19 protein-coding genes are annotated in these 25,621 nt (G+C 65.7%); 9 read left to right on the forward strand and 10 right to left on the reverse strand.

What is annotated here, in order from left to right:
• Nucleotides 1-196: 196 nt before the first annotated feature.
• The 3 genes from EQZ23_RS08470 to EQZ23_RS08485 form a co-directional block, all read right to left on the reverse strand.
• Nucleotides 197-1,060: a hypothetical protein gene (locus EQZ23_RS08470; protein ID WP_128454017.1), complete on the reverse strand. Its 864-nt coding sequence runs from the start codon at nucleotides 1,058-1,060 to the stop codon at nucleotides 197-199.
• A gap of 229 nt (nucleotides 1,061-1,289) precedes the next feature.
• Nucleotides 1,290-1,997, reverse strand: a complete 708-nt coding sequence (locus tag EQZ23_RS08480) for a hypothetical protein (protein ID WP_128454019.1) — start codon at nucleotides 1,995-1,997, stop codon at nucleotides 1,290-1,292.
• Nucleotides 1,998-2,002: 5 nt separating this feature from the next.
• Entirely contained in the window at nucleotides 2,003-3,211 is a 1,209-nt protein-coding gene (locus EQZ23_RS08485; protein ID WP_128454020.1) for a toxic anion resistance protein, read from the reverse strand.
• A 158-nt stretch (nucleotides 3,212-3,369) separates the two neighbouring features.
• Between EQZ23_RS08485 and EQZ23_RS08490 the strand changes: the two genes are divergently transcribed.
• The 3 genes from EQZ23_RS08490 to typA all read left to right on the forward strand — a co-directional run bounded on the left by EQZ23_RS08490 (nucleotide 3,370) and on the right by typA (nucleotide 7,643).
• Nucleotides 3,370-4,383: a zinc-binding alcohol dehydrogenase family protein gene (locus EQZ23_RS08490; RefSeq protein WP_128454021.1), complete on the forward strand. Its 1,014-nt coding sequence runs from the start codon at nucleotides 3,370-3,372 to the stop codon at nucleotides 4,381-4,383.
• A gap of 298 nt (nucleotides 4,384-4,681) precedes the next feature.
• Nucleotides 4,682-5,707: a DUF2268 domain-containing protein gene (locus EQZ23_RS08500; protein ID WP_240663427.1), complete on the forward strand. Its 1,026-nt coding sequence runs from the start codon at nucleotides 4,682-4,684 to the stop codon at nucleotides 5,705-5,707.
• A 91-nt stretch (nucleotides 5,708-5,798) separates the two neighbouring features.
• The gene (typA, locus tag EQZ23_RS08505; RefSeq protein WP_128454022.1) at nucleotides 5,799-7,643 is read left to right on the forward strand and encodes a translational GTPase TypA; all 1,845 of its coding nucleotides are present in this window, start codon (nucleotides 5,799-5,801) and stop codon (nucleotides 7,641-7,643) included.
• Nucleotides 7,644-8,066: 423 nt separating this feature from the next.
• Here the strand turns inward: typA and EQZ23_RS08510 are convergent, their stop codons facing one another.
• A complete protein-coding gene (locus tag EQZ23_RS08510) occupies nucleotides 8,067-8,756 on the reverse strand; it encodes a L,D-transpeptidase family protein (protein WP_128454023.1) in 690 nt (229 codons plus the stop codon).
• A 210-nt stretch (nucleotides 8,757-8,966) separates the two neighbouring features.
• Between EQZ23_RS08510 and EQZ23_RS08515 the strand changes: the two genes are divergently transcribed.
• Complete coding sequence (locus tag EQZ23_RS08515) at nucleotides 8,967-9,356, forward strand: hypothetical protein (protein WP_128454024.1); 390 nt, start codon at nucleotides 8,967-8,969, stop codon at nucleotides 9,354-9,356.
• Between the two features lie 95 nt (nucleotides 9,357-9,451).
• The gene (locus tag EQZ23_RS08520; RefSeq protein ID WP_128454025.1) at nucleotides 9,452-9,769 is read left to right on the forward strand and encodes a DUF3297 family protein; all 318 of its coding nucleotides are present in this window, start codon (nucleotides 9,452-9,454) and stop codon (nucleotides 9,767-9,769) included.
• A gap of 69 nt (nucleotides 9,770-9,838) precedes the next feature.
• Here the strand turns inward: EQZ23_RS08520 and EQZ23_RS08525 are convergent, their stop codons facing one another.
• From EQZ23_RS08525 to EQZ23_RS08540, 4 genes are all read right to left on the reverse strand, one after another.
• Nucleotides 9,839-11,707 carry an ABC-F family ATP-binding cassette domain-containing protein gene (locus EQZ23_RS08525; RefSeq protein WP_128454026.1) on the reverse strand — a complete coding sequence of 623 codons (1,869 nt, stop codon included), beginning with the start codon at nucleotides 11,705-11,707 and terminating at the stop codon, nucleotides 9,839-9,841.
• Nucleotides 11,708-11,963: 256 nt separating this feature from the next.
• Entirely contained in the window at nucleotides 11,964-12,992 is a 1,029-nt protein-coding gene (locus EQZ23_RS08530; protein WP_128454027.1) for a cell wall hydrolase, read from the reverse strand.
• 176 nt (nucleotides 12,993-13,168) lie between these two features.
• Nucleotides 13,169-13,966 carry a LytTR family DNA-binding domain-containing protein gene (locus tag EQZ23_RS08535; RefSeq protein WP_031393111.1) on the reverse strand — a complete coding sequence of 266 codons (798 nt, stop codon included), beginning with the start codon at nucleotides 13,964-13,966 and terminating at the stop codon, nucleotides 13,169-13,171.
• Nucleotides 13,963-15,108, reverse strand: coding sequence for a histidine kinase (locus tag EQZ23_RS08540; RefSeq protein WP_128454028.1), 1,146 nt, complete (start codon nucleotides 15,106-15,108; stop codon nucleotides 13,963-13,965). The genes EQZ23_RS08535 and EQZ23_RS08540 overlap by 4 nt, the downstream gene beginning before the upstream one ends.
• 290 nt (nucleotides 15,109-15,398) lie before the next feature.
• Here EQZ23_RS08540 and EQZ23_RS08545 point away from each other — a divergent pair, with 290 nt between their 5' ends.
• Genes EQZ23_RS08545 through EQZ23_RS08555 form a run of 3 tightly spaced genes read left to right on the forward strand, consistent with a single transcriptional unit; the run spans nucleotide 15,399 to nucleotide 19,477 of the window.
• Entirely contained in the window at nucleotides 15,399-15,830 is a 432-nt protein-coding gene (locus tag EQZ23_RS08545; RefSeq protein WP_128454029.1) for a DUF2946 family protein, read from the forward strand.
• Nucleotides 15,831-15,884: 54 nt separating this feature from the next.
• Nucleotides 15,885-18,176, forward strand: a complete 2,292-nt coding sequence (locus EQZ23_RS08550) for a TonB-dependent receptor (protein ID WP_128454030.1) — start codon at nucleotides 15,885-15,887, stop codon at nucleotides 18,174-18,176.
• Nucleotides 18,164-19,477 carry a PepSY domain-containing protein gene (locus tag EQZ23_RS08555; RefSeq protein WP_128454031.1) on the forward strand — a complete coding sequence of 438 codons (1,314 nt, stop codon included), beginning with the start codon at nucleotides 18,164-18,166 and terminating at the stop codon, nucleotides 19,475-19,477. The genes EQZ23_RS08550 and EQZ23_RS08555 overlap by 13 nt, the downstream gene beginning before the upstream one ends.
• Nucleotides 19,478-19,541: 64 nt before the next feature.
• Here the strand turns inward: EQZ23_RS08555 and EQZ23_RS08560 are convergent, their stop codons facing one another.
• Both EQZ23_RS08560 and ligA read right to left on the reverse strand, forming a co-directional pair.
• On the reverse strand, nucleotides 19,542-22,022 hold the full coding sequence (locus tag EQZ23_RS08560) for a TonB-dependent receptor (protein ID WP_128454032.1): 2,481 nt from the start codon (nucleotides 22,020-22,022) through the stop codon (nucleotides 19,542-19,544).
• Between the two features lie 213 nt (nucleotides 22,023-22,235).
• Nucleotides 22,236-24,416, reverse strand: a complete 2,181-nt coding sequence (ligA, locus tag EQZ23_RS08565) for an NAD-dependent DNA ligase LigA (RefSeq protein ID WP_128454033.1) — start codon at nucleotides 24,414-24,416, stop codon at nucleotides 22,236-22,238.
• A gap of 116 nt (nucleotides 24,417-24,532) precedes the next feature.
• On the opposite strand from ligA, the gene EQZ23_RS08570 reads away from it, so the two are divergent.
• Complete coding sequence (locus tag EQZ23_RS08570; RefSeq protein ID WP_128454034.1) at nucleotides 24,533-25,504, forward strand: SDR family oxidoreductase; 972 nt, start codon at nucleotides 24,533-24,535, stop codon at nucleotides 25,502-25,504.
• Nucleotides 25,505-25,621: the final 117 nt, after the last annotated feature.

Consider the following 25,621-nt stretch of genomic DNA (forward strand, 5'->3'; position numbering starts at 1 on the left):
AGGAAGATGACGTGCCCTCCCGCGCGTCATCCCGGACTTGATCCGGGACCCAGAGCCACGAGCGGCGCCGTCCGAAACTCTGGGTCCTGACTTTCGTCAGGATGACGGAATGGGGAGAGGAAAGCGGACATTTAAATACCGCCCCCCGCATGTAGGCATTTAGGCCAAATGCGGAATTTTGGCGTAAATATCCGCATCAGAACGCTTTTTTAAGATTCTTAGATACACTGAAGGGCGGAAAGTTTGGCTTATATCTGGAGCTGTCCAAAAGATCGTAATAGGAACTCCAAGCAAACTCACTTACGATTTCTTCCGGACGTTCGTAGGTATAAATGTGAATGTCGCCCAACATTCTACCCGTCTCTCTATAGCGTTCCTTTGCGACAGGTTTGACGTAAAGGCGTATCGTATATCTGATGTTGTTCAGAAATTCTGCAATGGTGCTGGCGTGGTATGCAAAGAGATGGGTGTGAAACCAATCCCAGCAGTCCGGCAAAGCCAGATAGGCTTCGTCTTCGGTTATCTGCTTTCCGTTGTCAGCAAGTATGCGCCTAAGTTTCGCTGCCTGTCCTCCTAGCCTTAGAAAATTGTGTTTTCCAATGTCGCCTGTCATGCGGATGAAGTCGATGCGCTTAATGCGTAGATTGGTTTCTAGCGATATGCGGGCGAACCAAACCTTTTCCACAAAAGCCTCTGCTTCCAGCCATTCGATGAAGCTGTCCACGATCATTTTGAGCGGGGCGACTCTCGATCCGATAAGGGGCTGCTCACAAACGTGCCGGAGGTAATAAAGCGACGTGTGATCGGTCTGGACTTTATTGTTGGGGGGCTTCGGAAGTTCAAACGGCATGGGATCATTGCCCCGTGCGGTGACCGGCGAAAGGAAATCGCGGAGGAGGATATTGAACTGCCGTAGGGTTTCGCTCGTCTGCGGCAAGAGGTTTGTGTCGTGTCGCTTCTCGCCCAGCCCGCAGAAGATGGAGTGATTGACCATATCGTCTACCATACCCATCACGGCGTTAAGGATGATGGCTTCCTGTTCGATAAGCGAGAACTTCATGTCTCCCCGTAACCTGCTGGTCGAATGTCCGCAATTGAGCGACAACTAACCGTGCCCCAACGCAACGCGCTTACCCTTCGTCCTGCTTGTCAAATGAAACTGCAAACACCGGTCGCACCGATACACCTTGAGCGGCACGCGCCCGGCTGCCGCCACCACCAGCGCGTCCGCCTCCGACACGAACCGCGCCTTCCTGCGGCACACGCTGAGCCGGGTGCGCTTCACCCGCTCAGTCCTTGTACTTCATCTCCAGGAAGCGCCCCCGCGTCGACAGATTGTCGAGGTCGCTTTGCGCGAGGCGTGCGGTCATTTCGCCGATTTCCTGTTCGATCAGCTTCAGCCCGTCGACCAGTTCCGCGTCCGGCGTGCGGCCGTTGCGCGGGGTGGTGCGCAGCGACGGCGGGACCTTCTCGTAATCCTTGACGAAGGCGGGCAGTTGCTCGCCGATCAGCTTGCGCACGTCGACCGCCTCGGGCGTGTTCGCGTCGAGCGTCGCGAGTTGCGGCGTCAGCGTTTCGAGGCGCAGGCCGATCCGGTCGACCAGCGTCATCGCCGGCGCGGGCAGGGCGGGGCGCTGCGCCTCCAGCCAGCGCTCGGTCTGTGCCGGCAGCGCGCGGATATCGACCGACGCCAGCCGCTCGGGGGTCGGCGCGCGCTCCGCCGGCCACACCGCGAACAACACCGTCGCCGCGACCAGCAGCGCCATCACCAGCATCGCGCCGCCGATCCCGAGCGGCACGATCCAGCCGATCACCATCGCCGCGATCAGGATCGATACGTCGGCGATGGCGATCCGGGTCAGCCTTTTGCCGATCGCCTGCGTCTGCTTGGCCCGCCCCCGCGATGGCGCGCGCGCGATGACGGCGCCCGTCCGGTCGTCCGAAATGCGCGACCAGGAGGCGCGGGCGCTGGCGATGGCGTCGTCGACTTCGCTCACGGCGGTTACATCGCCTCCAGCTTGAACGCGCTCGGCGACGGGCCGCCGAGCTGACCTTGAGTCGCGCCTTCCGCCCGCGCGATATACCCACGCGATTTATCGACCTCGTTCGAAAGCGCGCCGACCGTGGTCTTCATGCTGTCGAGCGCCTTCAGCTTGAACACGTCGATCGCATCCATCGTGTCGTAGATATTCTGGAACGCGCGTTGCAGCGTCTCGAGCGGGATCGTCGCCGACGCCGCCTGCTCGTGGATCTGCGCGGTCTGCGACTTCAGCAGCTTGCCGGTCGAATCGATGATGTTCGCGGTCGTCGTGTTGAGCGCGGTGATCTGTTCGAGCACCAGCTTCTGGTTGGTCAGCGCCTGCGCCACCGTCACCGCGGTGCGCAGCGCGGACACGGTCGTGGTCGAAGCGCGATCGACGCCCTTCACCAGCTCGACATTGTTCTTCTTGACCAGATCGAGCGCGAGATAACCCTGCACGGTCACCGCCATCTGAGTCAGCAGATCCTGCGTGCGCTGGCGCGTATAGAACAACGCCGTCTCGCGGATCGCCTTGGCCTTGGCCGGATCGCTATGGTCGAGCTCGTTGGCGACGTCCTCGAGCTTCGCGTCCATCGTCTTCGACAAATGGATCATCTGCTCGAGCCGCCCCATCGCGCCCCACAGGTTCGCGCGCTCGGTATCGATCGCGGCATTGTCCATCAGCAGCTCGTCCTTGCCCGAGCCGAGGCTCTTGAGGATCTGCGCGATGTGCGTCTGCGACGATTTATAGCCATCGAAATAATTGCGCATCTTGCCACCGAACGGGATGATCCCGAACAGCTTCTGCGGCGCGGTGAGGTTGCCCTTCTTGCCCGGATCGAGATCCTCGACGACGCGGCGCAGCTCGGCCAGATCCTTGCCGACGCCGGTCTCCTGATCCATCGCCTTGACCGGACGGTCGAGGAACCGGTTCGACTGGCCCGCCGCCTCGCGGATTTCCTTCGCGCCCATCGCGGTGATCGCGTCGACGCGCTTGCCGAATTCGGGCGAGTTGACGTCCTGCGCGACGAGATCGGTCACGAACCCCGCGACGCGCTCGTCGAGCTGCGACTTCACGCCGGCGTCGACGGGTACCAGCCCGGCGGCCTTGGCGGCGGCGACGGTCGGCACCGGGTCGGGTGGCGTCAGTACCAGGCTCGGCTCAGTCAGCGTTTCCGGGGTCGTGGCCATGAAGTGTCTCCGTTCGGTAGGGCATGGTGGCTGCAACCCGCCCCGCGTTCAAGTGGCGTATATAGATAATACACCCGGCTTGCCAACCGCTGCGTGGAACTAGGGGGAACCGGGAGGGGGTGTCGGCGGCTTTGTCCCCATATTCCAGGAGACACAGTATGCGCGCCATCGGCTACACCACATCGCTCCCGATCGACGATCCGCAGTCGCTCGTCGATCTCGACCTGCCCAAGCCGGAGGCGACCGGCCGCGACCTGCTCGTCGAGGTGAATGCGGTGTCGGTGAACCCGGTCGACACCAAGATCCGCCAGCGCCGCGCGGATCCCGACGGCACGCCGCAGGTGCTCGGCTGGGACGCGGCCGGGACCGTCGTTGCGGTCGGCGATGCGGTCACGGAGTTCGCGGTCGGCGATGCCGTCTTCTATGCAGGCGCGATCGACCGGCCGGGGACGAACGCCGAATATCACGTCGTCGACGACCGCATCGTCGGCCATAAGCCGCAGTCGCTCGACTGGGCGCAGGCGGCGGCGCTGCCGCTGACGTCGATCACCGCGTGGGAAACGCTGTTCGATCGGCTCGACGTGCGCAAGCCGGTGCCCGGTGCGGCGAACGCGATCCTGATCATCGGCGGTGCCGGCGGAGTCGGCTCGATCGCGATCCAGCTCGCGCGGCAGCTCACCGACCTGACCGTGATCGCCACCGCCTCGCGCGACGAAACGCGCAGCTGGGTCGAGAATCTCGGCGCGCACCACGTGATCGACCACCGCAAGCCGCTCGCCGAACAGGTCGAGGCGCTCGGCCTCGGCGCGCCGGGCTTCGTCTTCTCGACCACGCATACCGACGAGCATATCGCCGAGATCTCGACGCTGATCGCACCGCAGGGCCGGCTCGCGCTGATCGACGATCCCGAGACGCTCGATATCAGCCCGCTCAAGCAGAAGTCGATCTCGGTCCATTGGGAGCTGATGTACACGCGCTCGCTGTTCCAGACCGCGGACATGGGCGAGCAGGGCCGCATCCTCGACGAGGTCGCGCGGCTGGTGGACGCGGGGACGGTGCGGTCTACGCTGGCGGAGAATTTCGGGCGGATCGACGCGGCGAACCTGCGCAAGGCGCATGAGCGGATCGAGAGCCACACCGCCAAGGGGAAGATCGTGCTCGAGGGGTTCTGACGCCGTCGTGGGAGCGATCTCTCCCGCGTCATACCACCCCAACGGAGGCCGGGGCCCGATTGGGGAACAGCAGTAACGGCTGACAGCGCGTCATCATTGCCACCTTTCCAGTTGGGCCCCGGCCTGCGCCGGGGTGGGGCGTAAGTCGGCTTGCCGATCGCCACTACCTCACGATCCTCCCCCGCAAGGGGGAGGTGGCAGGCGCAGCCTGACGGAGGGGGCGGTAAGCGACTACGCCCGTTGCGTGTCCTCCCCCTCCGTCACCTTCGGCGACACCTCCCCCTTGCGGGGGAGGATCGTGATATCCGCTCTGGCGCTCTGGCCAGCACAATATACGCTGCGCATCATGCTCCGCCCGTTGATCCTCGCGCTCGCTCTCCTCCCCGCGGCGGCGACGAATCGCCCCCCGCCGGCCGACCCGCTCACCGCGACGATCCAAACCGAAGACGCCGACCGCTTCGCCGCCCTCTTCGCCAAGACCAAGGGCAAGCCGACCGCCGCGCAACTCAAACGTGACTATCTCGACAAGGGCAGTTTCGGGATCGGCGTCTTCACCCCCGGCCGGATCGGCGACGCAGACAGGCTCGCGCGCGCGATCGCCGCCAACCCCACCCGCTACGCGCAGGCGATCAGGACCTGCCTGCCCGCCGCCAAGGCCGCCACCGCCGATCTCCGATCGATCTATCTCGGCCTTCGCGGCGCGCTCCCCGACGCGAAACTCCCGCAGGTCTATATCGTCTTCGGCGCGGGCAATTCCGGTGGCACGGCGGGCCCCGGCGCACAGGTGCTCGGCCTCGAAGTCCTTTGCCGCCTGTCGCCGACGCCTGAGAAACTGCGCCAGACGCTGCGCCATTTCTTCGCGCACGAGACGGTGCACGCGATCCAGGAGGATGCCGGCATGACGCTGGCCCGCGATCCGTTGCTCACCGCGATCCTCGTCGAGGGCGCGGCGGACTTCATCGCCCAACTCGTCACCGGCGAGGAACCCGACGCCGCGCGCGCCGCCTGGGCGACTCCGCGCGAAGCCGAACTCTGGCGCCAGATGCAGGCCGACATCGCGCTCACCCGCAGCCTGACCGACAAGGACGACCCGGACGAGGGCTCACCCGAAGCCAAGGCCTATGCGCGCTGGATCGGCAACTACTCCACGCCGCCCGCCGGCTGGCCGCCCGAGCTCGGCTATTGGATGGGGCTGCGGATCTGGCAGCGTTATTATGCCGCCGCGCCCGACAAGCACGCCGCGCTCAGGGCGATGCTGGCGGTCCGCGATCCGCGTGCCATTCTGGCCGCCGGAACATACAAGCGCCGCGGAGGTTCCCTCTAAAGGCGACGAAATGCCGCTGCATCTTCCCGCGCCGCAACAATTACGCTATGGCGCGCGCCAACCCCGTTCCTCGTTTCAAGAGAATACATTCATGAGCCTCCGCAACGTGGCGATCATTGCGCACGTCGATCACGGCAAGACGACGCTGGTCGACCAGCTCTTCCGCCAGTCCGGCACCTTCCGCGACAACCAGCGCATCGAAGAGCGCGCAATGGATTCCAACGATCTCGAAAAGGAGCGTGGGATCACCATTCTCGCCAAGCCGACCTCGGTCGACTGGACGCCCCCGGGCGAGAGCGAGAGCATCCGCATCAACATCGTCGACACGCCCGGCCACGCCGATTTCGGCGGCGAAGTCGAGCGCATCCTGTCGATGGTCGACGGCGTCGTCCTGCTGGTCGATTCGTCGGAAGGCGCGATGCCGCAGACCAAGTTCGTCACCGGCAAGGCGCTGGCACTCGGCCTCAAGCCGATCGTCGTCGTCAACAAGGTCGACCGTAACGACGCGCGCATCCAGGAAGTGCTCGACGAAGTGTTCGATCTGTTCGTGTCGCTCGACGCGAATGACGAGCAGCTCGATTTCCCCGTGCTCTACGCATCGGGTCGCAACGGCTATGCCTCGACCGACATGGACGCGCGCGAAGGCACGCTGATCCCGATGTTCGAGACGATCGTGAAGTATGTCTCGCCGCCGGCCGTCGAAGTCGCCGGTGTGCCGTTCACCTTCCTCGTCACGCTGCTCGATCGCGATCCGTTCCTCGGCCGCGTCCTCACCGGTCGCGTCAATTCGGGTACCGTGAAGACCAACCAGCCGATCCACGCGCTGAACAACGACGGCAAGATCATCGAGACGGGTCGCGCGTCCAAGATCATGTCGTTCCGTGGTCTCGACCGCGTGCCGGTCGACGAAGCCAAGGCTGGCGACATCATATCGCTCGCAGGTCTTTCGGTTGCGACCGTGGCCGACACGATCGCCGACATCACGGTGACCGAGCCGCTGCACGCGCAGCCGATCGATCCCCCCACGCTGTCGATGCGTTTTGCCGTGAACGATTCGCCGATGGCGGGCCGTGAAGGCACCAAGGTGACGTCGCGCATGATCCGCGAGCGCCTGTTCCGCGAAGCCGAGTCGAACGTCGCCGTGAAGGTGACCGAGGCCGCCGACAAGGACAGCTTCGAAGTCGCCGGCCGCGGCGAGCTTCAGCTGGGCGTGCTGATCGAGACGATGCGCCGCGAAGGCTTCGAGCTCGGCATCTCGCGTCCGCGCGTGCTGTTCGGCGAAGACGAGAACGGCAAGAAGACCGAGCCGTACGAGACCGTCATCATCGACGTCGACGAGGAGCATTCGGGCACCGTCGTCGAGAAGATGAACACCCGTAAGGCCGAGATGACCGACATGCGTCCGTCGACCGGTGGCAAGACCCGCATCACCTTCTCGGCGCCGAGCCGCGGGATGATCGGCTATCATGGCGAGTTCCTGTCCGACACGCGCGGCACCGGGATCATGAACCGGCTGTATGAGAAGTACGGCCCGCACAAGGGGCCGATCGAGGGTCGCAAGAACGGCGTTCTGATCTCGAACGGGTCGGGCGAAGCGAACAACTACGCACTGGGTCCGCTCGAAGAGCGCGGCATCCTGTTCGTGGGTCACGGCGAGGCTCTGTATGAGGGCATGATCGTCGGCGAGAACGCCAAGCCGGACGACCTCGAGGTCAACCCGATGAAGACCAAGGCGCTGACCAACTTCCGCGCTTCGGGCGGCAAGGACGACCAGGTCCGCCTGTCCCCGCCGAAGCGCGCGACGCTGGAGCAGGCGATCGCCTACATCGACGACGACGAGATGGTCGAAGTCACGCCGAAGTCGATCCGTCTGCGCAAGCGCTTCCTCGACGCGAACGAGCGCAAGCGGGCTAGCCGCGCTAAGCAGAGCGCCTGAGGCCAGCTCGGCGAAGCCGGCTGAGCCTAAGGCGCTCGGCCGGCCTCGCTGAAGCGAGGTCCGACGACGCGGCTTCGCCGGGTCGCGCTACGTGAAATGAGAACAGGCCGGGGGGAAACCTCCGGCCTTTTTCGTTGTGTGACAGAAGTCCCGAGTAAACCCGTTCCCCCGCGAAGGCGGGGGCCCAGGATCACAAGCGATACCGCCCAAGACCCTGGACCCCCGCCTCCGCGGGGGAACAAGAGTGAGACGTGAGCGGCCATCGCGAACCCGCCGTCCCCGTCATCCTGACGAAAGTCAGGATCCAGAGCCACGAAGGTCGCCGGCCGTTACTCTGGATCCTGACTTTCGTCAGGATGACGGGGGTTATTGCGATGGCGTAGGTCGATCAGATCCGCGACAATCCGCGCTCGCCCCGCACCTTCAAGCAGCCGTAATCCGCCCGCCCCGCTCCAACATCTCGCCACTCGTAACGATCACCCGATCCCCCAGCTTCACCTGCCCGAAGATCAGCTTGGCAAACGCGGTCGGCACGCCCACGCAGCCATGCGTGGCGTACTTCCCCTCCATCAGCTTGCTGCCGTGGATCGAGATCCCGTCATTGGTCAGCCGCAACATGTACGGCATCGGCGCACCGTAGAGGTTCGACACATGATGCGCGTCCTTCTGGGTGATCTTGAAGACCCCCAGCGGCGTCGGCTTCTCGTCCGCGCCATAGATCACCGCGGCCGTCCCGATCTCGTACCCCGCACGAAAGATCGATAGGGTCTGCGCGACCAGATCGACGGTGATGACGATCGGCCCCTCGGGCACACCGGCAGTGTCCCAGTAGTAGTCGCCATGCCGAAGGGGCTCGGGCACATCCAGCACGCGCTTCACGACATAGCCGTCGTCCGGCTCGGCGACGGCAACGTCAGGGCCGGCCATGACAGACACGGGTTTCGGCACGATCGTCGGAACAGGCAGCGCGACCTGCGCCTTGACGACCTGCGCCGGTGCTTGTGTCGCGCGCACCTTCACCGGCGATCCCGACAAGGCGAGTCCGCCGATCAGCACGGCACTGCCCCCTAGAACGGCAAAGGCGATCGTTCGCGTCGTCATGGTTTTGCGCATTCCCCGATCCTAGCCGATATTCGTGAACAATGCCCAGCCGGGTGGGTGCTGGTTGAGTCCCCGCGCGGGACCGCCGCCGCCAGCTATACCGTGGGTTAACAACCCGTTCCGAACCAGTTCAGACCGAATCGTCTAGACGCTGAAACACGGTCGGACACTTATGCGTTTGTCCCACGCGGACCGGGCGTAACTAGTAACGGAGTTCGGATGATGAACGGATTTTTCAAGAAGGCAGGTTTGGGGGTAGCTCTTGCCGCGACTGCGCTGACCGCAGCCGTGCCAGCCGACGCACAGCGTTGGGGCCGGGGTTATGGTCGCGGCTATGGCGGCGGCTGGCATCACCGCGGCGGTGGCAATGCGGCGGGCGCAGCGGTTCTTGGCGGCATCCTCGGCCTGGGTGTCGGCGCAGCAATCGCGAGCAGCAACAATCGCAACCGCGGCTATTACGACGACGGCTATTATGCAGGACCGCCGCCGCGTGCCTATTACGCACCGCCGGTCCGGACCTATTACCGCGAAGATTATCGGCCGCGGTGCTGGAACGAATGGCGGGTCGATCCCTATTATGGTGACAGGGTATCGGTGCAGGTTTGTAGCTGAACCGATAAAAGTCCGAGACGATAGCGGCGTCGGGAGAAATCCCGGCGCCGCTTTTTTGTGGCGGAGCGACCGTCCTTGCCGCTAGACGCGCGACCATGACCGACACGCCAAACACACCCGAGACCGAAGCTGCCGCCACCCCGGCCGCGACCGGCGACACGCCCCCCGATCGCCTGTCGATCAATCAGCGCAGCCCGTTCTTCAAGCAGGAGCTGCTCGAGCGCGGCATCGGCATCCGCTTCAAGGACGCCGTCCGCCACGACGTCGAGGAATATTGCATCTCCGAGGGCTGGATCCGAGTCGCACTCGGGAAGAAGGTCGACCGCATGGGCAACCCGCTGACGCTGAAGCTGGTCGGCCCGGTCGAGGCCTGGTTCGAGCGCCCCGCGGCGAGCGACGCCGACGAGGGCTAAGCCTCTCGTACACGCATCCTGACATCTACCCCGTCATCCTGGGCTCGTCCCAGGATGACGGGGCGAAGTTTAAGCCGCCACGCCCTCCAACGCTTCGCTAGCCTCGAGCCACTTCGCCTCGCTGGCCTCCAGCTTGGCATTCACCTCGGCCCGACGCTTGCTGAGATCCCCCATCGACATCCGCGAGAAGCGCGGCTCGGCCGTCGCCGGATCGACCATCGCGCGGTCGATCGCGTTGCGCTCCTTGGTGAACTTGGCGGTCTGCTCCTCGACCTCGCGCAGCGTCTTGCGCAGCGCCGCGTCGTTGCTCTTGGCCTCCGCCGCGGCCTTCTTGCCCGCCTTCTTGTCGGCCTTCGACGCCGCATCGCCCTTGCCGCCGTCGCCCTTCAGGACGAACGCGATATAGTCGTCGAGGCTGCCGTCGAACTCCTTCGCCGTCCCGTCGTCGACCAGCACCAGCCGGTCGGCGGTCAGCTCGAGCATGTGACGATCATGGCTGACCAGCACGACGGCGCCGGTATAGGCGTTGAGCGCCTGCACCAGCGCCTCGCGCGCATCGACGTCCAAATGGTTGGTCGGCTCATCGAGGATCAGCAGATGCGGTGCGTCGCGCGTGATCAGCGCCAAGGCGAGCCTTGCGCGCTCGCCGCCGGAAAGCTTGCCGACTCGCGTCGTCGCCTTGTCGCCCGAGAACCCGAACCGCCCGAGCTGCGCGCGCACCGCCGCTGGCGTCGCACCCTTCATCAGGTGCGACATATGCTCGATCGGCGAATCGGTCGGATCGAGTTCCTCGACCTGATACTGGGTGAAATACCCCACCTTCATCTTGCCCGACGACGACATCTCGCCGTCCATCGGCGTCAGCTGCGCGGCCAGCAGCCGCGCGAGCGTGGTCTTGCCGTTGCCGTTGCGCCCGAGCAGCGCAACCCGGTCGTCGGGATCGAGCCGCATGTTGAGCCGCTTCAGGATCGGCACGTCGGCATAGCCGACCGTCGCCATGTCGAGCGTGATCAGCGGCGGGCGCAGCTCGGTCGGGTTGGGGAAGCCGAACGACAGCGTCGGATCGTTATAGCTCTCGGCGATCGGCTGCATCTTCGACAGCATCTTCTGGCGCGACTGCGCCTGCTTGGCGGTCGAGGCGCGCGCGCTGTTCTTGGCGATATATTCCTGCAGCTTCTCGCGCTGCACCGCCTGGTTGGCACGCGCCGCCTCGATCTGCGCCAAACGCTCGGCGCGCTGGCGCTCGAACGCGTCATAACCGCCGGGATACAGCGTGATCTTGCCGCCCTGCAGATGTAGGATGTGATCGACGACGTTGTTGAGGAAATCACGCTCGTGGCTGACGACGACGATCGTCGCCTTGTAGCCCTTGAGGAAGTCCTCGAGCCACATCACCGCTTCGAGATCGAGATGGTTCGACGGCTCGTCGAGCAGCAGCAGGTCCGGCTGCGAGAACAGCAACGCGGCAAGCGCCACGCGCATCTTCCAGCCACCCGAGAAGCTGTCGAGCGTCCGCGCCTGCATATCCTCGTCGAAGCCGAGACCGAGCAGGATCTGCGCGGCGCGTGCGGGCGCGGTGTAGGCGTCGATCGCGATCAGCCGCTCGTACACGTCGCCGAGCCTTTCGGGGTCCTCGCTCGTCTCGCTCTCGATCATCAGCGCGGCGCGCTCCAGATCGGCTTCGAGCACGGTCTCGAACGGCGTCTTCACGCCGTGCGGCGCTTCCTGCGCGAGGTAACCGATGCGGGCGCCCTTGGGCATGTCGGCCGAGCCGTCATCGGGTTCGAGCTGGCCTGCGATCACGCGCACCATCGTCGACTTGCCCGCGCCGTTGCGCCCGATCAGCCCGACGCGGCTGCCCGGCGGCAACGCGGCCGTGGCGCCATCGAGGATAACGCGTCCGCCCAGGCGCACCGTGATATTGTTCAGGTTCAGCATGCGCGTGCCGTTAGCAGATGCAGCATGGTTTTGCGAGAGTGGGGAAGGGGCGGCGCTCGTGCGCGTTTCCCCAGTCCGATGCCGTCTCGATCCTCCCCCTGGCGGGAGGGATGGAGTGGTGATCCACCCACTCCAAAGCACCACCCCGGCGAAGGCCGGGGCCCAAATGGAGAGGTCGTCGTAACGGAGTACCGCCCGCCCTCAGTGACGTTTCCCAATTGGGCGCCGGCCTCCGCCGGGGAGTGGTGTGGATGTGCTAGGTCTCGTCCGAGACGACCGCATCCAAACCCTCGCCACCGCCAACCGCGGGAGACGCCCGCCCGCCAACATGAACCCGAACGCCCGACACCAACCGAGTCTGCACGACCCCCACGCTCGCCACCGTCGACACCGAGCGGGCCACCCCCCGGTGAACCGTCACGCCATGCACCGCATCCGCCGGCGCCGCGGCCACGCCCGCATCCACGTCCGCAACGTCATCCCGATTCCCATAATGCACCGAAACCCCGGCAATCTGCGCCGCAACCGCCGTAACGCCACTTCGCGCGGCACTCCCGCCACCCCGCCAAGCCGGCTCCACCCCGGCATAGGCCTGCCGAAACGTCAGCGCCCGCTCCAGCGCCCCCTGCCAGCGATAGAAGACATGCGCCCCGACCGTCGTGATCCGCGCGAGGCTCGACGCCCACCATGGCAGGATGCTCGTGGTATGAAACGACGTCGCCGCCCCGACCGGCGCGTACACGCTCCCGCCAAGCGCCGCCGCCGCAACTGAACGCGCGCGCTCCCAGGCGCCCGGCTCCCGAGTCCGCGCCATCGACCCGTCGCAGGTAAAGCTGAACTGGCACCCCGTCCGCCGCTCCGCACCCTGATAGACGACGCCGCACACGCTGTTCGGGAAGGCACGGTCGCGCACGCGGTTGAGCACGACCTGCGCGACGGCGCGCTGGCCGTCCTCCGACTGCGATCGCGCCTCGTAATAGACCGCCGCGGTCAAACAGTCGGTCGCCCGGCTCGCATCATCGGCGGAGCGCGCGGTCAGGAAGGGCGGGGCCACGAACGGGGCTGCGGCGGCAAGCGGCGCATCAGGCGCCGTCGTCGCGATCTTCGCCGAGATGTCGTCGGGCACATGCAACGCCATCCGGCCCAGCAGCGCGCGCGCGTTGCGCTCGGGCTGGACGCGCGCGATCGCCACAGGCCGGTCCGCCGGCACGCACGACGTCGCCAGCACCAATGCGGGCAGGCTGATCAGCGCATGCGGATAAAGGCCGTAACCCGACGTCTTCATCCCCCCGCTCTACGCGCGCGGGTTTAGGGACTGGTTAACGCGGGGCGCTCTTGAAAGCTTGCACACCCGCCGAGTTCGTCATCCTGACGAAAGTCAGGATCCAGAGTAACGGGCGGGGTCCTCAATGGCTCTGGATCCTGACTTTCGTCAGGATGACGGGGGGAGGGAGCCCTAACTCAGTGAACGAACCGCGCCACCACGTCGCGATACGACCGCGACACCTTCACGCTCGCCCCCGAGTTGAGCACCAGGAAGCACTCGCCATTGGTATGCGGCTTCACCTGCTTCACCAGGTCCAGGTTCACGATCGTCGAGCGATGCACGCGCTGGAACCGGCGCGGGTCGAGCCGCTTTTCCAGATCCTTCATCGTCTCGCGCAGGATCAGCGTGTTGTCGCCGGTATAGATGCACATATAGTCGCCCGCCGCGTCGATCCGCTCGATCGTGTCGACGTCGACGCGGAAGATCTGGCCGCGATCCTTGATGTTGATGAGCTTCTCGAACCGGTTGGCCGATACCGCGTCGCCGTCGGGCATGTCGGCCGCCGCATCGGGCGCGACGTCGGCAAGCACTTCGCGCAACCGGTCGACTTCCTCGACACCGCGCTTTTCGCTCAGCCGCTGGCGGACTCGCTCGATCGTGTCGGCCAGCCGTGATTCCTCGACCGGCTTCATCAGGTAATCGACCGCCTGCGCCTCGAACGCCCGCAGCGCATGGTCCGAATAGGCGGTGACGAACACGAACAGCGGCGGCTCGACCTCCATCAACCCCTGCACGACGGAGAAGCCGTCGAAGCCCGGCATCTGGATATCGAGGAAGACGAGGTCGGGCTTGTGCGTCTTGATCGCGCGAATCGCCTCGCGGCCGTTCGAGCATTTTTCGATGATCTCGACGTCTTCATGCGCCTGGAGGCGGAGCTCGAGCCCCTGGATCGCCAGCGGTTCGTCGTCGACGAGAATGGTACGGATGGTCATGCGGCCTCTCTGTTCACGTCTTCAAGCTGATACGGAATCTCGATCTCGACCGAGAAGCCGCCAGCGGGCGTGGAGCGGGTTTCGAAACGGTGGTCGGGGCCGTATGCCTGAACCAACCTGTCTCTAATATTAGCGAGCCCCACGCCTGTGGATTGGCTTGAACCGATCCGGCCCTCGATCAAGCCCGGACCGGTATCGGATACGGCGATCTGCACGCGTTCCCCGGCGAGCCGCACTTCGACGCAGATATCGGCGCCTTCTTCCTGCGGCGTGACGGCATATTTGATCGCGTTTTCGACCAGAGGTTGCAGCAGGAGCGAGGGCAGGCGGGCGCGTTCGGCGCGCGGGTCGATGTCGAATTTGGGGCGCATCCGGTCTTCGAAGCGCATCTTCTCGATCTCGAGATACAGCTTCAGCTGGTCGACCTCCTGCGCGACGGTGACGTGCGCGGTCGGCTCGTTCGCCAGCGTATAGCGCAGGAACGACGACAACCGGCTGAGCATCGCGTTCGCCCGCTCGGTCTGTTTGAGCAGCACCAGCGTCGAGATCGAGTTCAGCGTGTTGAACAGAAAATGCGGGTTGAGCTGATAGCGCAGCATCGCCAGCTGTGCCGACGACGCCTGGTTCTCCAGATGCTCCATCTGGTCGATCTGTTGCTCGACGATCAGGTAGAAGTTGATCCCGAAATACAGCGCCGACCAGCCGAACAGCACGGTGAAGGTCACGTACACCGACCCCAGCAGCCGCGTCAGCGTGACGCCCGGCGTCGCGGTCGCAATGAACGAGAAGGTGAACGCGTCGAGCACCGCGTACAGGAACGTGGCGGCGGCCAGCGTCGCGATCGTCAGGAAGATCCCGACCAGCCGGTTCATCCGCCGATACTGGCCGTACATCGTCGAGAGCAGCAGCGTGATGCAATAGCCGACGATCGCCTCGACGATCACCGGGATCACCCCGTCGAGCGACAGCCCGTTCGAGATCGACACGACACCGCGCAGCAAGAGGTAGCCGCTCCACCCGACCGCCTGCAGGATCCAGAACGCGCGCGCCTTGTTCTCGAAGAACGGCCGCGCGGTGAAGGGCAGGCGCCGGGCCGAATTGAGGGCGGAGGGGCCGGATAACGGGGCAGGAGAATTAGCCATTGGCCCGCGGTCTTACACGCGGGCGGCGGCAGGCGCAAAAGCTGCGGCCTACGGAGCGCGACGCATTACCCCTTCTTCCCCCCTTCCATGAAAGGGGAGGGGCCGGGGGTGGGTCGGTTTCCGCAACACCGATCGCTCGCGACTCAAGCGGGCCAACCCACCCCCGACCCCTCCCTTTCAGGGAAGGGAGATGCTTCGGCGCTCCGCCTCCAACGCTTGCGCGACGCAACACCCCCCGGACCAAACGTCCACTTGCCGCGCTCGCCCGCTCGGCGCACACCGCCGCCAGCATGGCCGCCCTCCGCATTCTGACCGCGACGCATCGCCGTTGGCTGTTGCTGCTGTTCGCCTGCGCCATGCTCGTCCGCGCGCTGATCCCGACCGGCTGGATGCCGATCACCGACGCGCAAGGCTTCCACATCGTGCTCTGCTCCGGCACCGGCCCGGCGATGCTCTCGACCGGGCCCTCAGCAAAGGCGCCGATGAACCATGCCATGGCCGGCATGCATCACGAGAAATCGTCCGATCATCACAGCCAGGGCCCCGAGCACCCGTGCGCGTTCGCCGGGGTCACCCCCGCGATCGACGCGCCCACGCTCGCCGCTCCGCTGCCCCTCGTCCGCATCCGCGCAACGCCGGCCCTTGCCCGCGCGCTCGTCACGATCGGCCACGGCCTCGCCGCGCCCCCACCGCCGCAGACCGGTCCGCCCACCTTCGCCTGACGCCGCGCGCTGCCGCCAAGCAGCGCCGCCACGCCCGGAATCGAAGGATATGCAATGCCAATGCTCCACAGCGCGCGAACCCGCGGGTTCGCCTGCGCGTCGCTGATCGCGCTCGCCACCCCGGCGCGCCCCGAAGATACCAAGACCCAGCCCGACATCCTCGTCCTCGCGGCCAAACAGGCGCAATCGATCGAGAATGCCCCCGCCACGCAGGCCAGTATCGACGCCGCGACGATTGCCACCACGACCAACGCGATGAACGCCGAGGACAGCCTCAAATACCTGCCGAGCCTGCTCGTCCGCAAACGCCATATCGGCGACACGCAGGCCCCGCTCGCCACGCGCACCAGCGGCGTTGGCGCCAGCGCCCGCAGCCTGATCTACGCGGACGGTGCGCTCCTGTCGGCGCTGATCGGCAACAACAACACGAATGCCTCGCCGCGCTGGGGCCTTGTCAGCCCGCAGGAGATCGCGCGCGTCGATGTGCTCTACGGACCGTTCTCCGCCGTCTATCCGGGCAACGCGATCGGCGCGGTCGTGAATATCACCACGCGGCTGCCGGACGCGCTGGAGGCCACGATAACCGCCGGCACCAACGTCCAGCGCTACGAGCAATACGGCACGCGCGACACGCTGCCCGCCTATCAGGTCGGCGCGACGCTCGGCGACCGGTTCGGCCCGCTCAGCCTGTTCGCCAGCTACGACCACGTCACCAGCAACAGCCAGCCGGTCCTGTTCGTCACCGCCCCGCGGCCTACCACGATTAGCACCACCGGCACGCCCGTCACCGGCGGCTATGACGCCGTCAATCGCACCAACGCGCCGATCCGCGTGCTCGGCTCGAGCGGGATCGAGCATCAGCGTCAGGATCGCTTCAAGCTGAAGGCCGCGCTCGACGTCACGTCCGGCATCCGCCTGACCTATGTCGGCGCGCTGTTCCTCAACGACACCGACGCGGTCGCGCAGACCTACCTGACCGACGCGACCACCGGCCAACTCGCGTACGCCGGCAGCTTCAACATCGACGGCCGCGCCTACACGGTCGCACCGAGCGCCTTTTCCGGCGGCACCTACGCGCAGGACCAGCGCCACTGGAGCCATTCGCTCTCCGCCACCGGCACATCGAAAGCGGTCGACTGGCAGGTCACCGGCACGCTCTACGACTATGCCCGCGACGTCCAGCGCGTCCCGACCACCGCGCTTGCCCCGATGCCGACTGGTGCACAGACCGGCGGGGCAGGGACGATCGCCCGGCTCGACGGCACCGGCTGGGCGACGCTCGACGCCAAGGCCGCATGGCATGGCGGCAACCACGTCGTCAGCGCCGGCGCGCATCTCGATCGCTTCGAATTGAACAGCAACCGCTACGCAACCACCGACTGGATTTCAGGCAGCGAAGGCGCACTCAACCTCCAGTCGAAGGGCAAGACCCGCACCGCGGCGCTATGGGCGCAGGATGCATGGACGCCGATCCCCGACGTCACGCTCACGCTGGGCGGTCGCTACGAATGGTGGCGCGCCTATGACGGCCGCAACTATTCGCTGAGCCCGGCGATCGCCCGGACGCAACCCGAACTGGACGCCGCGCGCTTCTCCCCCAAGGCGTCGCTGGCGTGGACCGCGACCCCGAACTGGACCGCCCGAGCCTCGTTCGGGACGGCGTGGCGCTTTCCCACCGTCGGCGAACTCTACCAGATCGTCACCACCCCCGTCGCCGCCGTCCCCGATCCAAACCTGAAACCCGAACGCGCACGCTCCGAGGAGTTCAGCGTCGAGCATCACGACGACCGCGGCACGCTCCGCGTCTCGCTGTTCAACGAATCGATCAGGGACGCGCTGATCTCGCAGACCGGCCCGCTCAACGGCACCACGACGCTCGCCACTTTCGTCCAGAACGTCGACCGGACGCGCGCGCGGGGCGTCGAGGCCGCCGTGCAACGCACCGACATCGTGCGCGATTTCGATCTCTCCGCCAGCGTCACCTATGCCGACGCCACCACGCGGGCGAACCCCGCATTCCCCGCCTCGGTCGGCAAGCGCCTGCCGCAGGTCCCCGCATGGAAGGCGACGTTGGTCGGCACCTGGCGCCCCGCCGCCGGCGTCGCGCTCACCGCCGCCGGTCGCTACGTCAGCCGCTTCTACGGCACGCTCGACAACAGCGATGTCGTCGGCAACACCTATCAGGGCTTCTACAAATATCTCGTCGTCGATCTCCGCGCGCAGGTCCGCGTCAGCGAGCATTACACGCTCGGGCTCGGCGTCGATAATGTCGGCAACGACCGGTATTTCCTGTTCCACCCGTTCCCGCAGCGCAGCTTCCAGGCGGACCTCACATGGGCCTTGTGACCAAACCGGGCACGTCCTGGTACAACGCGGTCTGGCGCTGGCATTTCTATGCCGGGCTGTTCTGCCTGCCGTTCATCCTCTGGCTGTCGGTCACCGGCACGATCTACCTGTGGAAGCCGCAGATCGAGGCGTGGCAGGAGCGCGCCTACGACCATCTCGCCATAACCGCCGTCCGCGCGCGCCCCGACCAGATCGTCGCCACCGCCCTCGCCGCGCAGCCGGGCGCGCGCTTCGCCAAATACGAACGCCCCGAAACGCCGACCCAGGCCGTCCGCGTCCTCATCGCCAGGGACGGCGTCGACACGCGCGTCTATGTCGATCCCTACAGCCTGCGCGTCCTTGGCAGCGTCCGCGAAGACTCGCGCCTGATGAAGACGATCTCGTCCCTCCACGGCACGTTGCTCGCAGGGAAGTTCGGCAGCTGGCTCGTCGAGATCGCCGCCTGCTGGACGATCACGATGTTGCTCACCGGCCTCTATCTCTGGTGGCCGAGGGGCGCGAAGGGCCTGGCCGGTGTCCTCTACCCGCGCTGGCGCAGCGGCCGGCGCCTGTTCTGGCGCGATACGCATGCGGTCGCCGGCATTTGGGTCAGCCTTGCCGCGGTGTTCCTGATCGCCACCGGACTTCCCTGGGCCAACGCCTGGGGCAGCTATCTCGGCGCGATCCGCACCGCGACCGCCACCACCGACGGCCCGGTCGACTGGATGATCGCCGGCAAGTCCGCCGCCCAGCCCCCCGCCAAGCCAAACCCGAAGACCGACGAACACGCCGAGCACAGGGGCATGGCGATGCCCGCCGCGACGACACGGCCCGGCGATCTCGACCGCATGGTCGCGGTCGCCGGGCGGCTCCCGCTTGCCGCCCCGGTCCTGATCGCGCCGAAGCCGGGCACCGCGACCTGGACGATCGGCTCCGAGTCCGCCAACCGCCCCGAACGCACCCGCCTGACCCTCGACGGCGCCACCGGCCGCATCCTCGACCGCCGTGATTTCGCCCAACGCCACTGGATCGACCGCGCGATCGGCTACGGTATAGCCATCCACGAAGGCGCGTTCTTCGGTCTGGCGAACCAGATCCTCGGGACGCTGGTCACGACGCTGCTGGCGACGCTCGCCATATCCGGCACCATCATGTGGTGGCGCCGCCGCAAGCCCGGCACGCCCGGCGCCCCAATCAAGCTCAGCCGTCCCCGATATGGGGCCATACTGATCGCAAGCATCACCGCACTCGCCATCGCCATGCCGATGTTCGGCGCGACCTTGCTCGCGGTCCTGGCAATCGACAGCCTCCGCCCCCGCTAGAAACGAAAAAGGCCGCCGCTCCCCGAAGGAAACGGCGGCCATTTCAAGCTGCGGTATCGAAGGCTCAGAAGCCGACGATGAGCGACCCGCTGATCGCCCGCGGCGAACCGAAGTTCACGAACGCGCCGGTGCCGGCCTGCGACAGGCTGCCGCTAAAGGAGCCGACATAGAACTCGTCGAAGAGGTTGCTGACGTTCAGCTGCAAGTACGTCTTCGCCAGCCCTGCACTTGCCAGTGAGTAGCGGATGTCGAGGTCGACGACCGTATAGCCGCCAAACTTGACCGTGTTGGTATCGTTCAGGAAGCGACGACCCGTGTACTTGACCTGTGCGCCAAGATCGAGATCGCCGATGCTGCCCTGAAGACGTCCGCCGGCGAGCCAGTTCGGTGCTGCGCGCTCGTAGTTACCCGCCGTGGCGGCGAAGGTCGTTGCCCCGGTGGCGACGTTGTCCTGGATTTCCGACTTGATGTACGAACCGAAGACATAGGCCAGGACCTGCGGAACCGGACGAACCGATACGCTGGCATCAAAGCCATATTTCTTCACTTCGCCCAGATTTGTATCGACCGAGCAATCGCAATCGAGGTCATAAGCCGACACGATGCGGTTTTTATAGGTCGAGTACCAACCGGTCAGTGCTGCCTGAACGATGCTGCGCTGGTAGCGCAGGCTCAGATCGTAGCTGTTTGACGTTTCGGGCTGCGGCTTGGCTGCGGAGTTGGTCGCGGGCACGTACAGCGAGTTGTACAGCGTATCCGTACCTGGAACCGAAAGGTTCTGGGCAAAGCTTGCCGCGACGCTGACGGCTGGCGTGAGGCGGAACGTCGCGCCCACGTTCGGCAGGATCTTGTCGTACTTGTACGTCCGCACCTGCGGTGGTGCTGCACCCCGCGGTGCTCCGGTTGCCGTCGTCGTGTACGGATTGGCCGCCTGGAAGGCAGCGGCGTTGCCGCCGGCGACGCAGTTGACGTTGCCGCTGAGCGACGTGGTGTAGCAATACTGATTGAGGTCGCGCTTGTAGAACGGTGCGCTCACGCCGAGCAACAGCGTCAGCTTCTCGTCGATGAACTGGCCGCGATACTCAGCAGCGACCTTGTTCAGTGTAGCGAATGACTTGCGGTTGCGCTTTTGAAGAACGTTGCCGGCGCCATCGGTCAGCGGATTGTTGACGGGGAACACGTCGGACGGCTCGCCGCCAATATCCAGCGCACCGGTCTCGCCAGTCTGGCGATGGCGGGCCCGGTCATACGTATACGACAGACGGACGCGGTTGTTAGGGTCCAAGTCGTACGCAAGGTTGGCAACGCCGGTATAGCGGTTGGTCTGCGTCTGGCTTGGCTGCAGGACGGTCACCCGACCGGTTGGGCTGATGATGCCGTCACCGTTGAGATCCGCGTTATAATATGGGATTGGCGCGCCGGTATTGCCGATCGCCGACGGGAAGTAGCCGGTGAAGCTCTGGCCGTTTTGCGTGAATGCGCTCTCGCGGGCCGACACGGTCCCACCGCCGTTTGCCTTCACATACTGATATGCGCCGTCCAGCGACAGGATCAGACCTTCTGCCAGCGTGTAGCGCGAGTTTATGCGCGCATTGCCGTTGTTCGACGGGTTATACCGACGCTCGAACGACGTGCCGCACGTGTTCGGCGTACCGTTCAAGCTGACGTTGCAGGGAATGCCGCCGGGAATGTCGTAGAACCGCACCGACTTGTCGCTACCGAACGACGCGGCGTTCAGCGGCGAACCGCCAAAGTTGTTCCGGTTGACGTTGTAGTTGCCTGCCAGCGAGATGAAGTCGCCGTTGTTGCCGATGTCCTGACGGATCTTGGCGTTGTACTGCGATTTCTGGACGACGCCGTAGTTCGCAAATGCCGCTTCGTTGTGCGCGTTCGATGCCGCGAACCAGGCCTTGGTGCCATGGCCGGTTATGTCGCCGGTCTGGATCAGGCCGAAAATGCGCGTGTAGGGGCGGTCGCCTGCGCCGTCCGCAACGATGTTGCCGTAGCTGGCGACAGCCATGCCGCTCAGTACTTCGCTCGGGTTCAGCGTATTGATGTTGACGGTGCCACCGACTGCCGACGCGGTCGGGCTGTCGACGTCGGTCGCGCCCAGGTTGACGTTGACGTTCGAAATCAGTTCGGGGTCGACCTGCTGATTGGTATAGATAGCGTAGTTGCCCGAGTCATTCAGCGGAATGCCGTCGAACGTCTGCGAGATGCGCGACGAATCAAAACCACGGATCGTGAACGAACCGCCTGACGAACCCCAGGGGTCATTGTTCGTGAAGCTGACGCCGGGGACAAGATTGATGATCTCGTTGACCGATTGGCCCGGGCGCTGACGCTGGATCAGCTCGCTGGTGATGACGACCTTAGGCTTCGGCGAGTCAGGAATCTCAACGCCGCCGACGGCCTTGTCCTTCTTGCCGCTGACGACGATTTCGCTCGATTCATCGAACGACTGGGATCCGGTCGACTGAGCGAAGGCCGCGGCCGGAATCATGAGCGCGGCGAATGCAACGCCGCAAGCAAGCATGGTACGCATCTGAATAATGTCCCCTTAGAGCCCCTAGCTCTGGATGTCGGCTTTTCCACCGCACATCCGTGCCCCTGCACGTGGGATATTTCGGTTGTGTGACATTGGCGAGTCGGGAAGTGTCACGAACGCACTCCGTTACGCTGCGTTGCAAAAAAGCCACGCCCTGCAACCGTTTTGGCCGGGATGGAACCGATGCGACCGGGTCCTGCCCCAACCGCCTCAACTCGCGGCGACGATCTCCGCCCATTCGGCTTCGGTGATGACGCGGATGCCGAGTTCGGTGGCTTTCTTCAGCTTGGAGCCCGCGCCTGGGCCTGCGATCACCAAGCCGGTCTTGCTCGATACCGACGCCGCAACGCGTGCGCCCAACGCCTCCGCCTGTGCCTTGGCTTCGTCACGGCTGAGGGTTTCGAGGCTGCCGGTGAAGACCAGGATCTGGCCGGTCACCGGCGAATCGCGGGTTTCGTGGACGACGTCGGCGGGCTTCACTTCGCGCAACAGGTCGAACACGACTCGGCGGTTGTGCGGCTCGGCGCAGAAACCGACCAGCGCGCTCGCGACCTCGGGGCCGATTCCCGCGGTCTCGATCGCGCCGACCAGCAGCTTGTCGCGGCGGAGCACGAATTTCCGCTCAGGTTCGCCGATCACCGGCTCGATCCGGCCGCGCAGGAACACCGCGTGACGCAGCACCGTGCCCAGCGCACGGGCCGACACATAGCGTCGCGCCAGGTCACGCGCGGTGATCTCACCGACGTGGCGGATGCCGAGCGAAAACAGGAACCGGTCGAGCGGGATCGTCCGCTTGGTCTCGATCGCCGCGATCACCTTCGCCGCCCAGACCCGCCCGTCCTTCTTGCGCGCGGCGAGCTGCTCCTCGGTCAGGCGGAAGATGTCCGCGGGCGACTCGATCAGCCCGTCGTGGAAGAACGCCTCGATCAGCGTCTGGCCGAGCCCGCCAATGTCGAACGCGTGGCGCGAGGCGAAGTGGATCAGCCGCTCGACCCGCTGCGCCGGGCAGATCAGCCCGCCGGTGCAGCGATAGACGACCTCGCCCTCCTCGCGCTCGGCGGCCGATCCGCATTCGGGGCAGACATGCGGGAAGACATACGCCTCGCGTGCGGCGTCGGGGGTGAGGTTCTCGACGATCTGCGGGATCACGTCGCCGGCGCGCTGGACGAGCACGCGGTCGCCCGGCCGCACGCCGAGCCGCTCGATCTCGTCGGCATTGTGCAGCGTCGCGTTGGTCACCACGACGCCGCCGACGGTGACGGGCGACAGTCGCGCGACCGGCGTCATCGCGCCCGTCCGCCCGACCTGGATGTCGATCTTCTCCAACACCGTTTGCGCACGCTCGGCGGGAAACTTGTGCGCGATCGCCCAGCGTGGCGCCTTGGCGACCTGCCCCAGCCGCGCCTGCCAGTCGAGCCGGTCGACCTTGTAGACCACGCCGTCGATATCGAACGGCAGGTCGGCGCGCTCGGCCTCGATCCGGCGATACACGTCGAGCGCGGCGTCGGTCCCCTCGACCCGCGCGAACCCTTCGGCGATCGGGAAACCCCAGCCGCGCAACGTGTCGACGACTGCCGCCTGCGTCTCGCCCGGCACCACGCTTGCCTCGCCCCAGCCATGCGCAAGGAACCGTAGCGTCCGGCTTGCGGTGACGCTCGCATCCTTCTGGCGCAGCGATCCGGCCGCCGCATTGCGCGGATTGGCGAACTGCCGCGCCTCCTTGCCCGTCGCCTCTGCTTCGGCAAGCAACCGCGCATTGAGCGCGGCGAAGTCGTCCTTCGCCATATACACTTCGCCGCGAACCTCGAAGATCGCGGGGATGCCCTTCCTCTCTTGTTCCCCCGCGAAGGCGGGGGTCCAGTCTGGGCTCTCGCCTTCGCGGGAGAACAAGGTTTCAGGGATGTCGCTGATGGTACGGACATTGGCCGTCACATCCTCGCCGACCTGCCCATCTCCCCGCGTGAGCGCCTGCACCAGCCGCCCGTCCTCATAGCGCAGCGAACAGGACAGCCCGTCGATCTTCGGCTCCGCAGTGAGCGCGACGGGTTGGTCGTCCGCCAGCTTCAGGAACCGGCGCACGCGCGCGACGAACTCCTCGACCTCCTCGTCCGCAAACGCATTGTCGAGGCTCATCATCGCCTTGGCATGCGCGACCTTCGCGAGATGACCGGCAGGCGCCGCGCCGACCGTCCGGCTCGGCGAACCGCTTCGCACCGCCGCCGGAAACGCCGCCTCGATCGCCGCATTGCGCCGCACCAGCGCGTCGAACCCGGCATCGCTGATCTCGGGCGCGTCGTCGGTGTGATAGCGCGCATTATGATACGCGATCTGCGCGGCGAGCGTCTCCAGCTCGGCGGCGGCTTCGGTTTCGGTCGCGGGAAGATCAGGCATCGCGCCGGGTTAGGGGAGGGGCCCCGCTTTCGACAAGACCTGGATCAACATGGCGTGAACATTCGCTCCACTTAAGCGCTGACATCCCAAGACAAAATTTCCGGGACACGCCAATCATGACCGACACCAACCGCCGCGACCTCTTCAAGGGCGCCGCCGTCACCGGGCTCGCGGCCGCCGCGACGCCCGCCTTCGCGCAAGGGAAAGCCCCGCTCGCCGATCCGCAGACCCGCTTCACCTCGGCGCCATTCCCCGAACAGCGCCAGAAATGGCCCGCGCTCCAGCGCGACATGCGCCCCGTCCCCGATTGCGGCGAGGCGACCTACCGCGGCTCGGGCCGGCTCGCGGGTCGCAAGGCGCTCGTCACCGGCGGCGACTCGGGGATCGGCCGCGCGGCGGTCATCGCCTTCGCGCGCGAGGGCGCCGACGTCGCGATCAACTATTACCCGACCGAGGAACCCGACGCGCAGGACGTCGCCAAGCTGCTCCGCGCCGAGGGGCGGAAAGTCGTGCTGATCCCCGGCGACCTGACCGACGCGAAATTCTGCACCGACCTGATCGCGCGCGCCAACCGCGAGCTCGGCGGGCTCGACATCCTCGTCAACAATGCCGCCTATCAGCAGTCGAAGGCGTCGATCGCCGAGATCAGCGCCGAGCAGTTCGACCGGACGATGAAGACCAACGTCTATGCGATGTTCCACCTGTGCAAGGCGGCAATCCCGCTGATGAAGCCGGGCGCGTCGATCATCAACACGGGCTCGGTCAATTCGGTCGATCCGGGCGAGGAACTGCTCGACTACGCGACCACCAAGGGGGCGATCCTGATCTTCACCAAGGGGCTGGCGAAGCAGCTCGGCAAGAAAGGCATCCGCGTCAACATGGTCGCGCCGGGTCCGGTCTGGACGCCGCTCCAGGTCGCCGGCGGTCAGCTTTCCGGCACGATGGGCGAGTTCGGCCAGAAGACCCCGCTCGGCCGCGCGGGCCAGCCCGCTGAGCTAGCGTCGCTGTTCGTGACGCTGGCGGAGACGGGCACGAGCTTTACCAGCGGCAGCGCCTTCGCGGCAACGGGTGGCAGCGGGGTTTTGTAACGCGCCTATCGGCACCCTTCCGATCCTGCGCAGCGTGAAGGAATAGCAACCGTTCCGTTCTCCCGCGAAGGCAGGAGTCCAGGAATCACGAACGGTGTCGCGCGTAACCCTGGCCCC

This window comes from Sphingomonas sp. UV9 (assembly GCF_004101245.1).
GTDB lineage: Bacteria > Pseudomonadota > Alphaproteobacteria > Sphingomonadales > Sphingomonadaceae > Sphingomonas.

Bases quoted from the DNA above. Each gene is read 5' to 3' on its own strand.
- EQZ23_RS08470 (WP_128454017.1), bottom strand. From the start codon at position 1,060: ATGAAGTTCTCGCTTATCGAACAGGAAGCCATCATCCTTAACGCCGTG.
- EQZ23_RS08485 (WP_128454020.1), bottom strand. From the start codon at position 3,211: ATGGCCACGACCCCGGAAACGCTGACTGAGCCGAGCCTGGTACTGACG.
- EQZ23_RS08490 (WP_128454021.1), top strand. From the start codon at position 3,370: ATGCGCGCCATCGGCTACACCACATCGCTCCCGATCGACGATCCGCAG.
- typA (WP_128454022.1), top strand. From the start codon at position 5,799: ATGAGCCTCCGCAACGTGGCGATCATTGCGCACGTCGATCACGGCAAG.
- EQZ23_RS08510 (WP_128454023.1), bottom strand. From the start codon at position 8,756: ATGCGCAAAACCATGACGACGCGAACGATCGCCTTTGCCGTTCTAGGG.
- EQZ23_RS08515 (WP_128454024.1), top strand. From the start codon at position 8,967: ATGAACGGATTTTTCAAGAAGGCAGGTTTGGGGGTAGCTCTTGCCGCG.
- EQZ23_RS08520 (WP_128454025.1), top strand. From the start codon at position 9,452: ATGACCGACACGCCAAACACACCCGAGACCGAAGCTGCCGCCACCCCG.
- EQZ23_RS08525 (WP_128454026.1), bottom strand. From the start codon at position 11,707: ATGCTGAACCTGAACAATATCACGGTGCGCCTGGGCGGACGCGTTATC.
- EQZ23_RS08530 (WP_128454027.1), bottom strand. From the start codon at position 12,992: ATGAAGACGTCGGGTTACGGCCTTTATCCGCATGCGCTGATCAGCCTG.
- EQZ23_RS08535 (WP_031393111.1), bottom strand. From the start codon at position 13,966: ATGACCATCCGTACCATTCTCGTCGACGACGAACCGCTGGCGATCCAG.
- EQZ23_RS08540 (WP_128454028.1), bottom strand. From the start codon at position 15,108: ATGGCTAATTCTCCTGCCCCGTTATCCGGCCCCTCCGCCCTCAATTCG.
- EQZ23_RS08545 (WP_128454029.1), top strand. From the start codon at position 15,399: ATGGCCGCCCTCCGCATTCTGACCGCGACGCATCGCCGTTGGCTGTTG.
- EQZ23_RS08550 (WP_128454030.1), top strand. From the start codon at position 15,885: ATGCCAATGCTCCACAGCGCGCGAACCCGCGGGTTCGCCTGCGCGTCG.
- EQZ23_RS08555 (WP_128454031.1), top strand. From the start codon at position 18,164: ATGGGCCTTGTGACCAAACCGGGCACGTCCTGGTACAACGCGGTCTGG.
- EQZ23_RS08560 (WP_128454032.1), bottom strand. From the start codon at position 22,022: ATGCGTACCATGCTTGCTTGCGGCGTTGCATTCGCCGCGCTCATGATT.
- ligA (WP_128454033.1), bottom strand. From the start codon at position 24,416: ATGCCTGATCTTCCCGCGACCGAAACCGAAGCCGCCGCCGAGCTGGAG.
- EQZ23_RS08570 (WP_128454034.1), top strand. From the start codon at position 24,533: ATGACCGACACCAACCGCCGCGACCTCTTCAAGGGCGCCGCCGTCACC.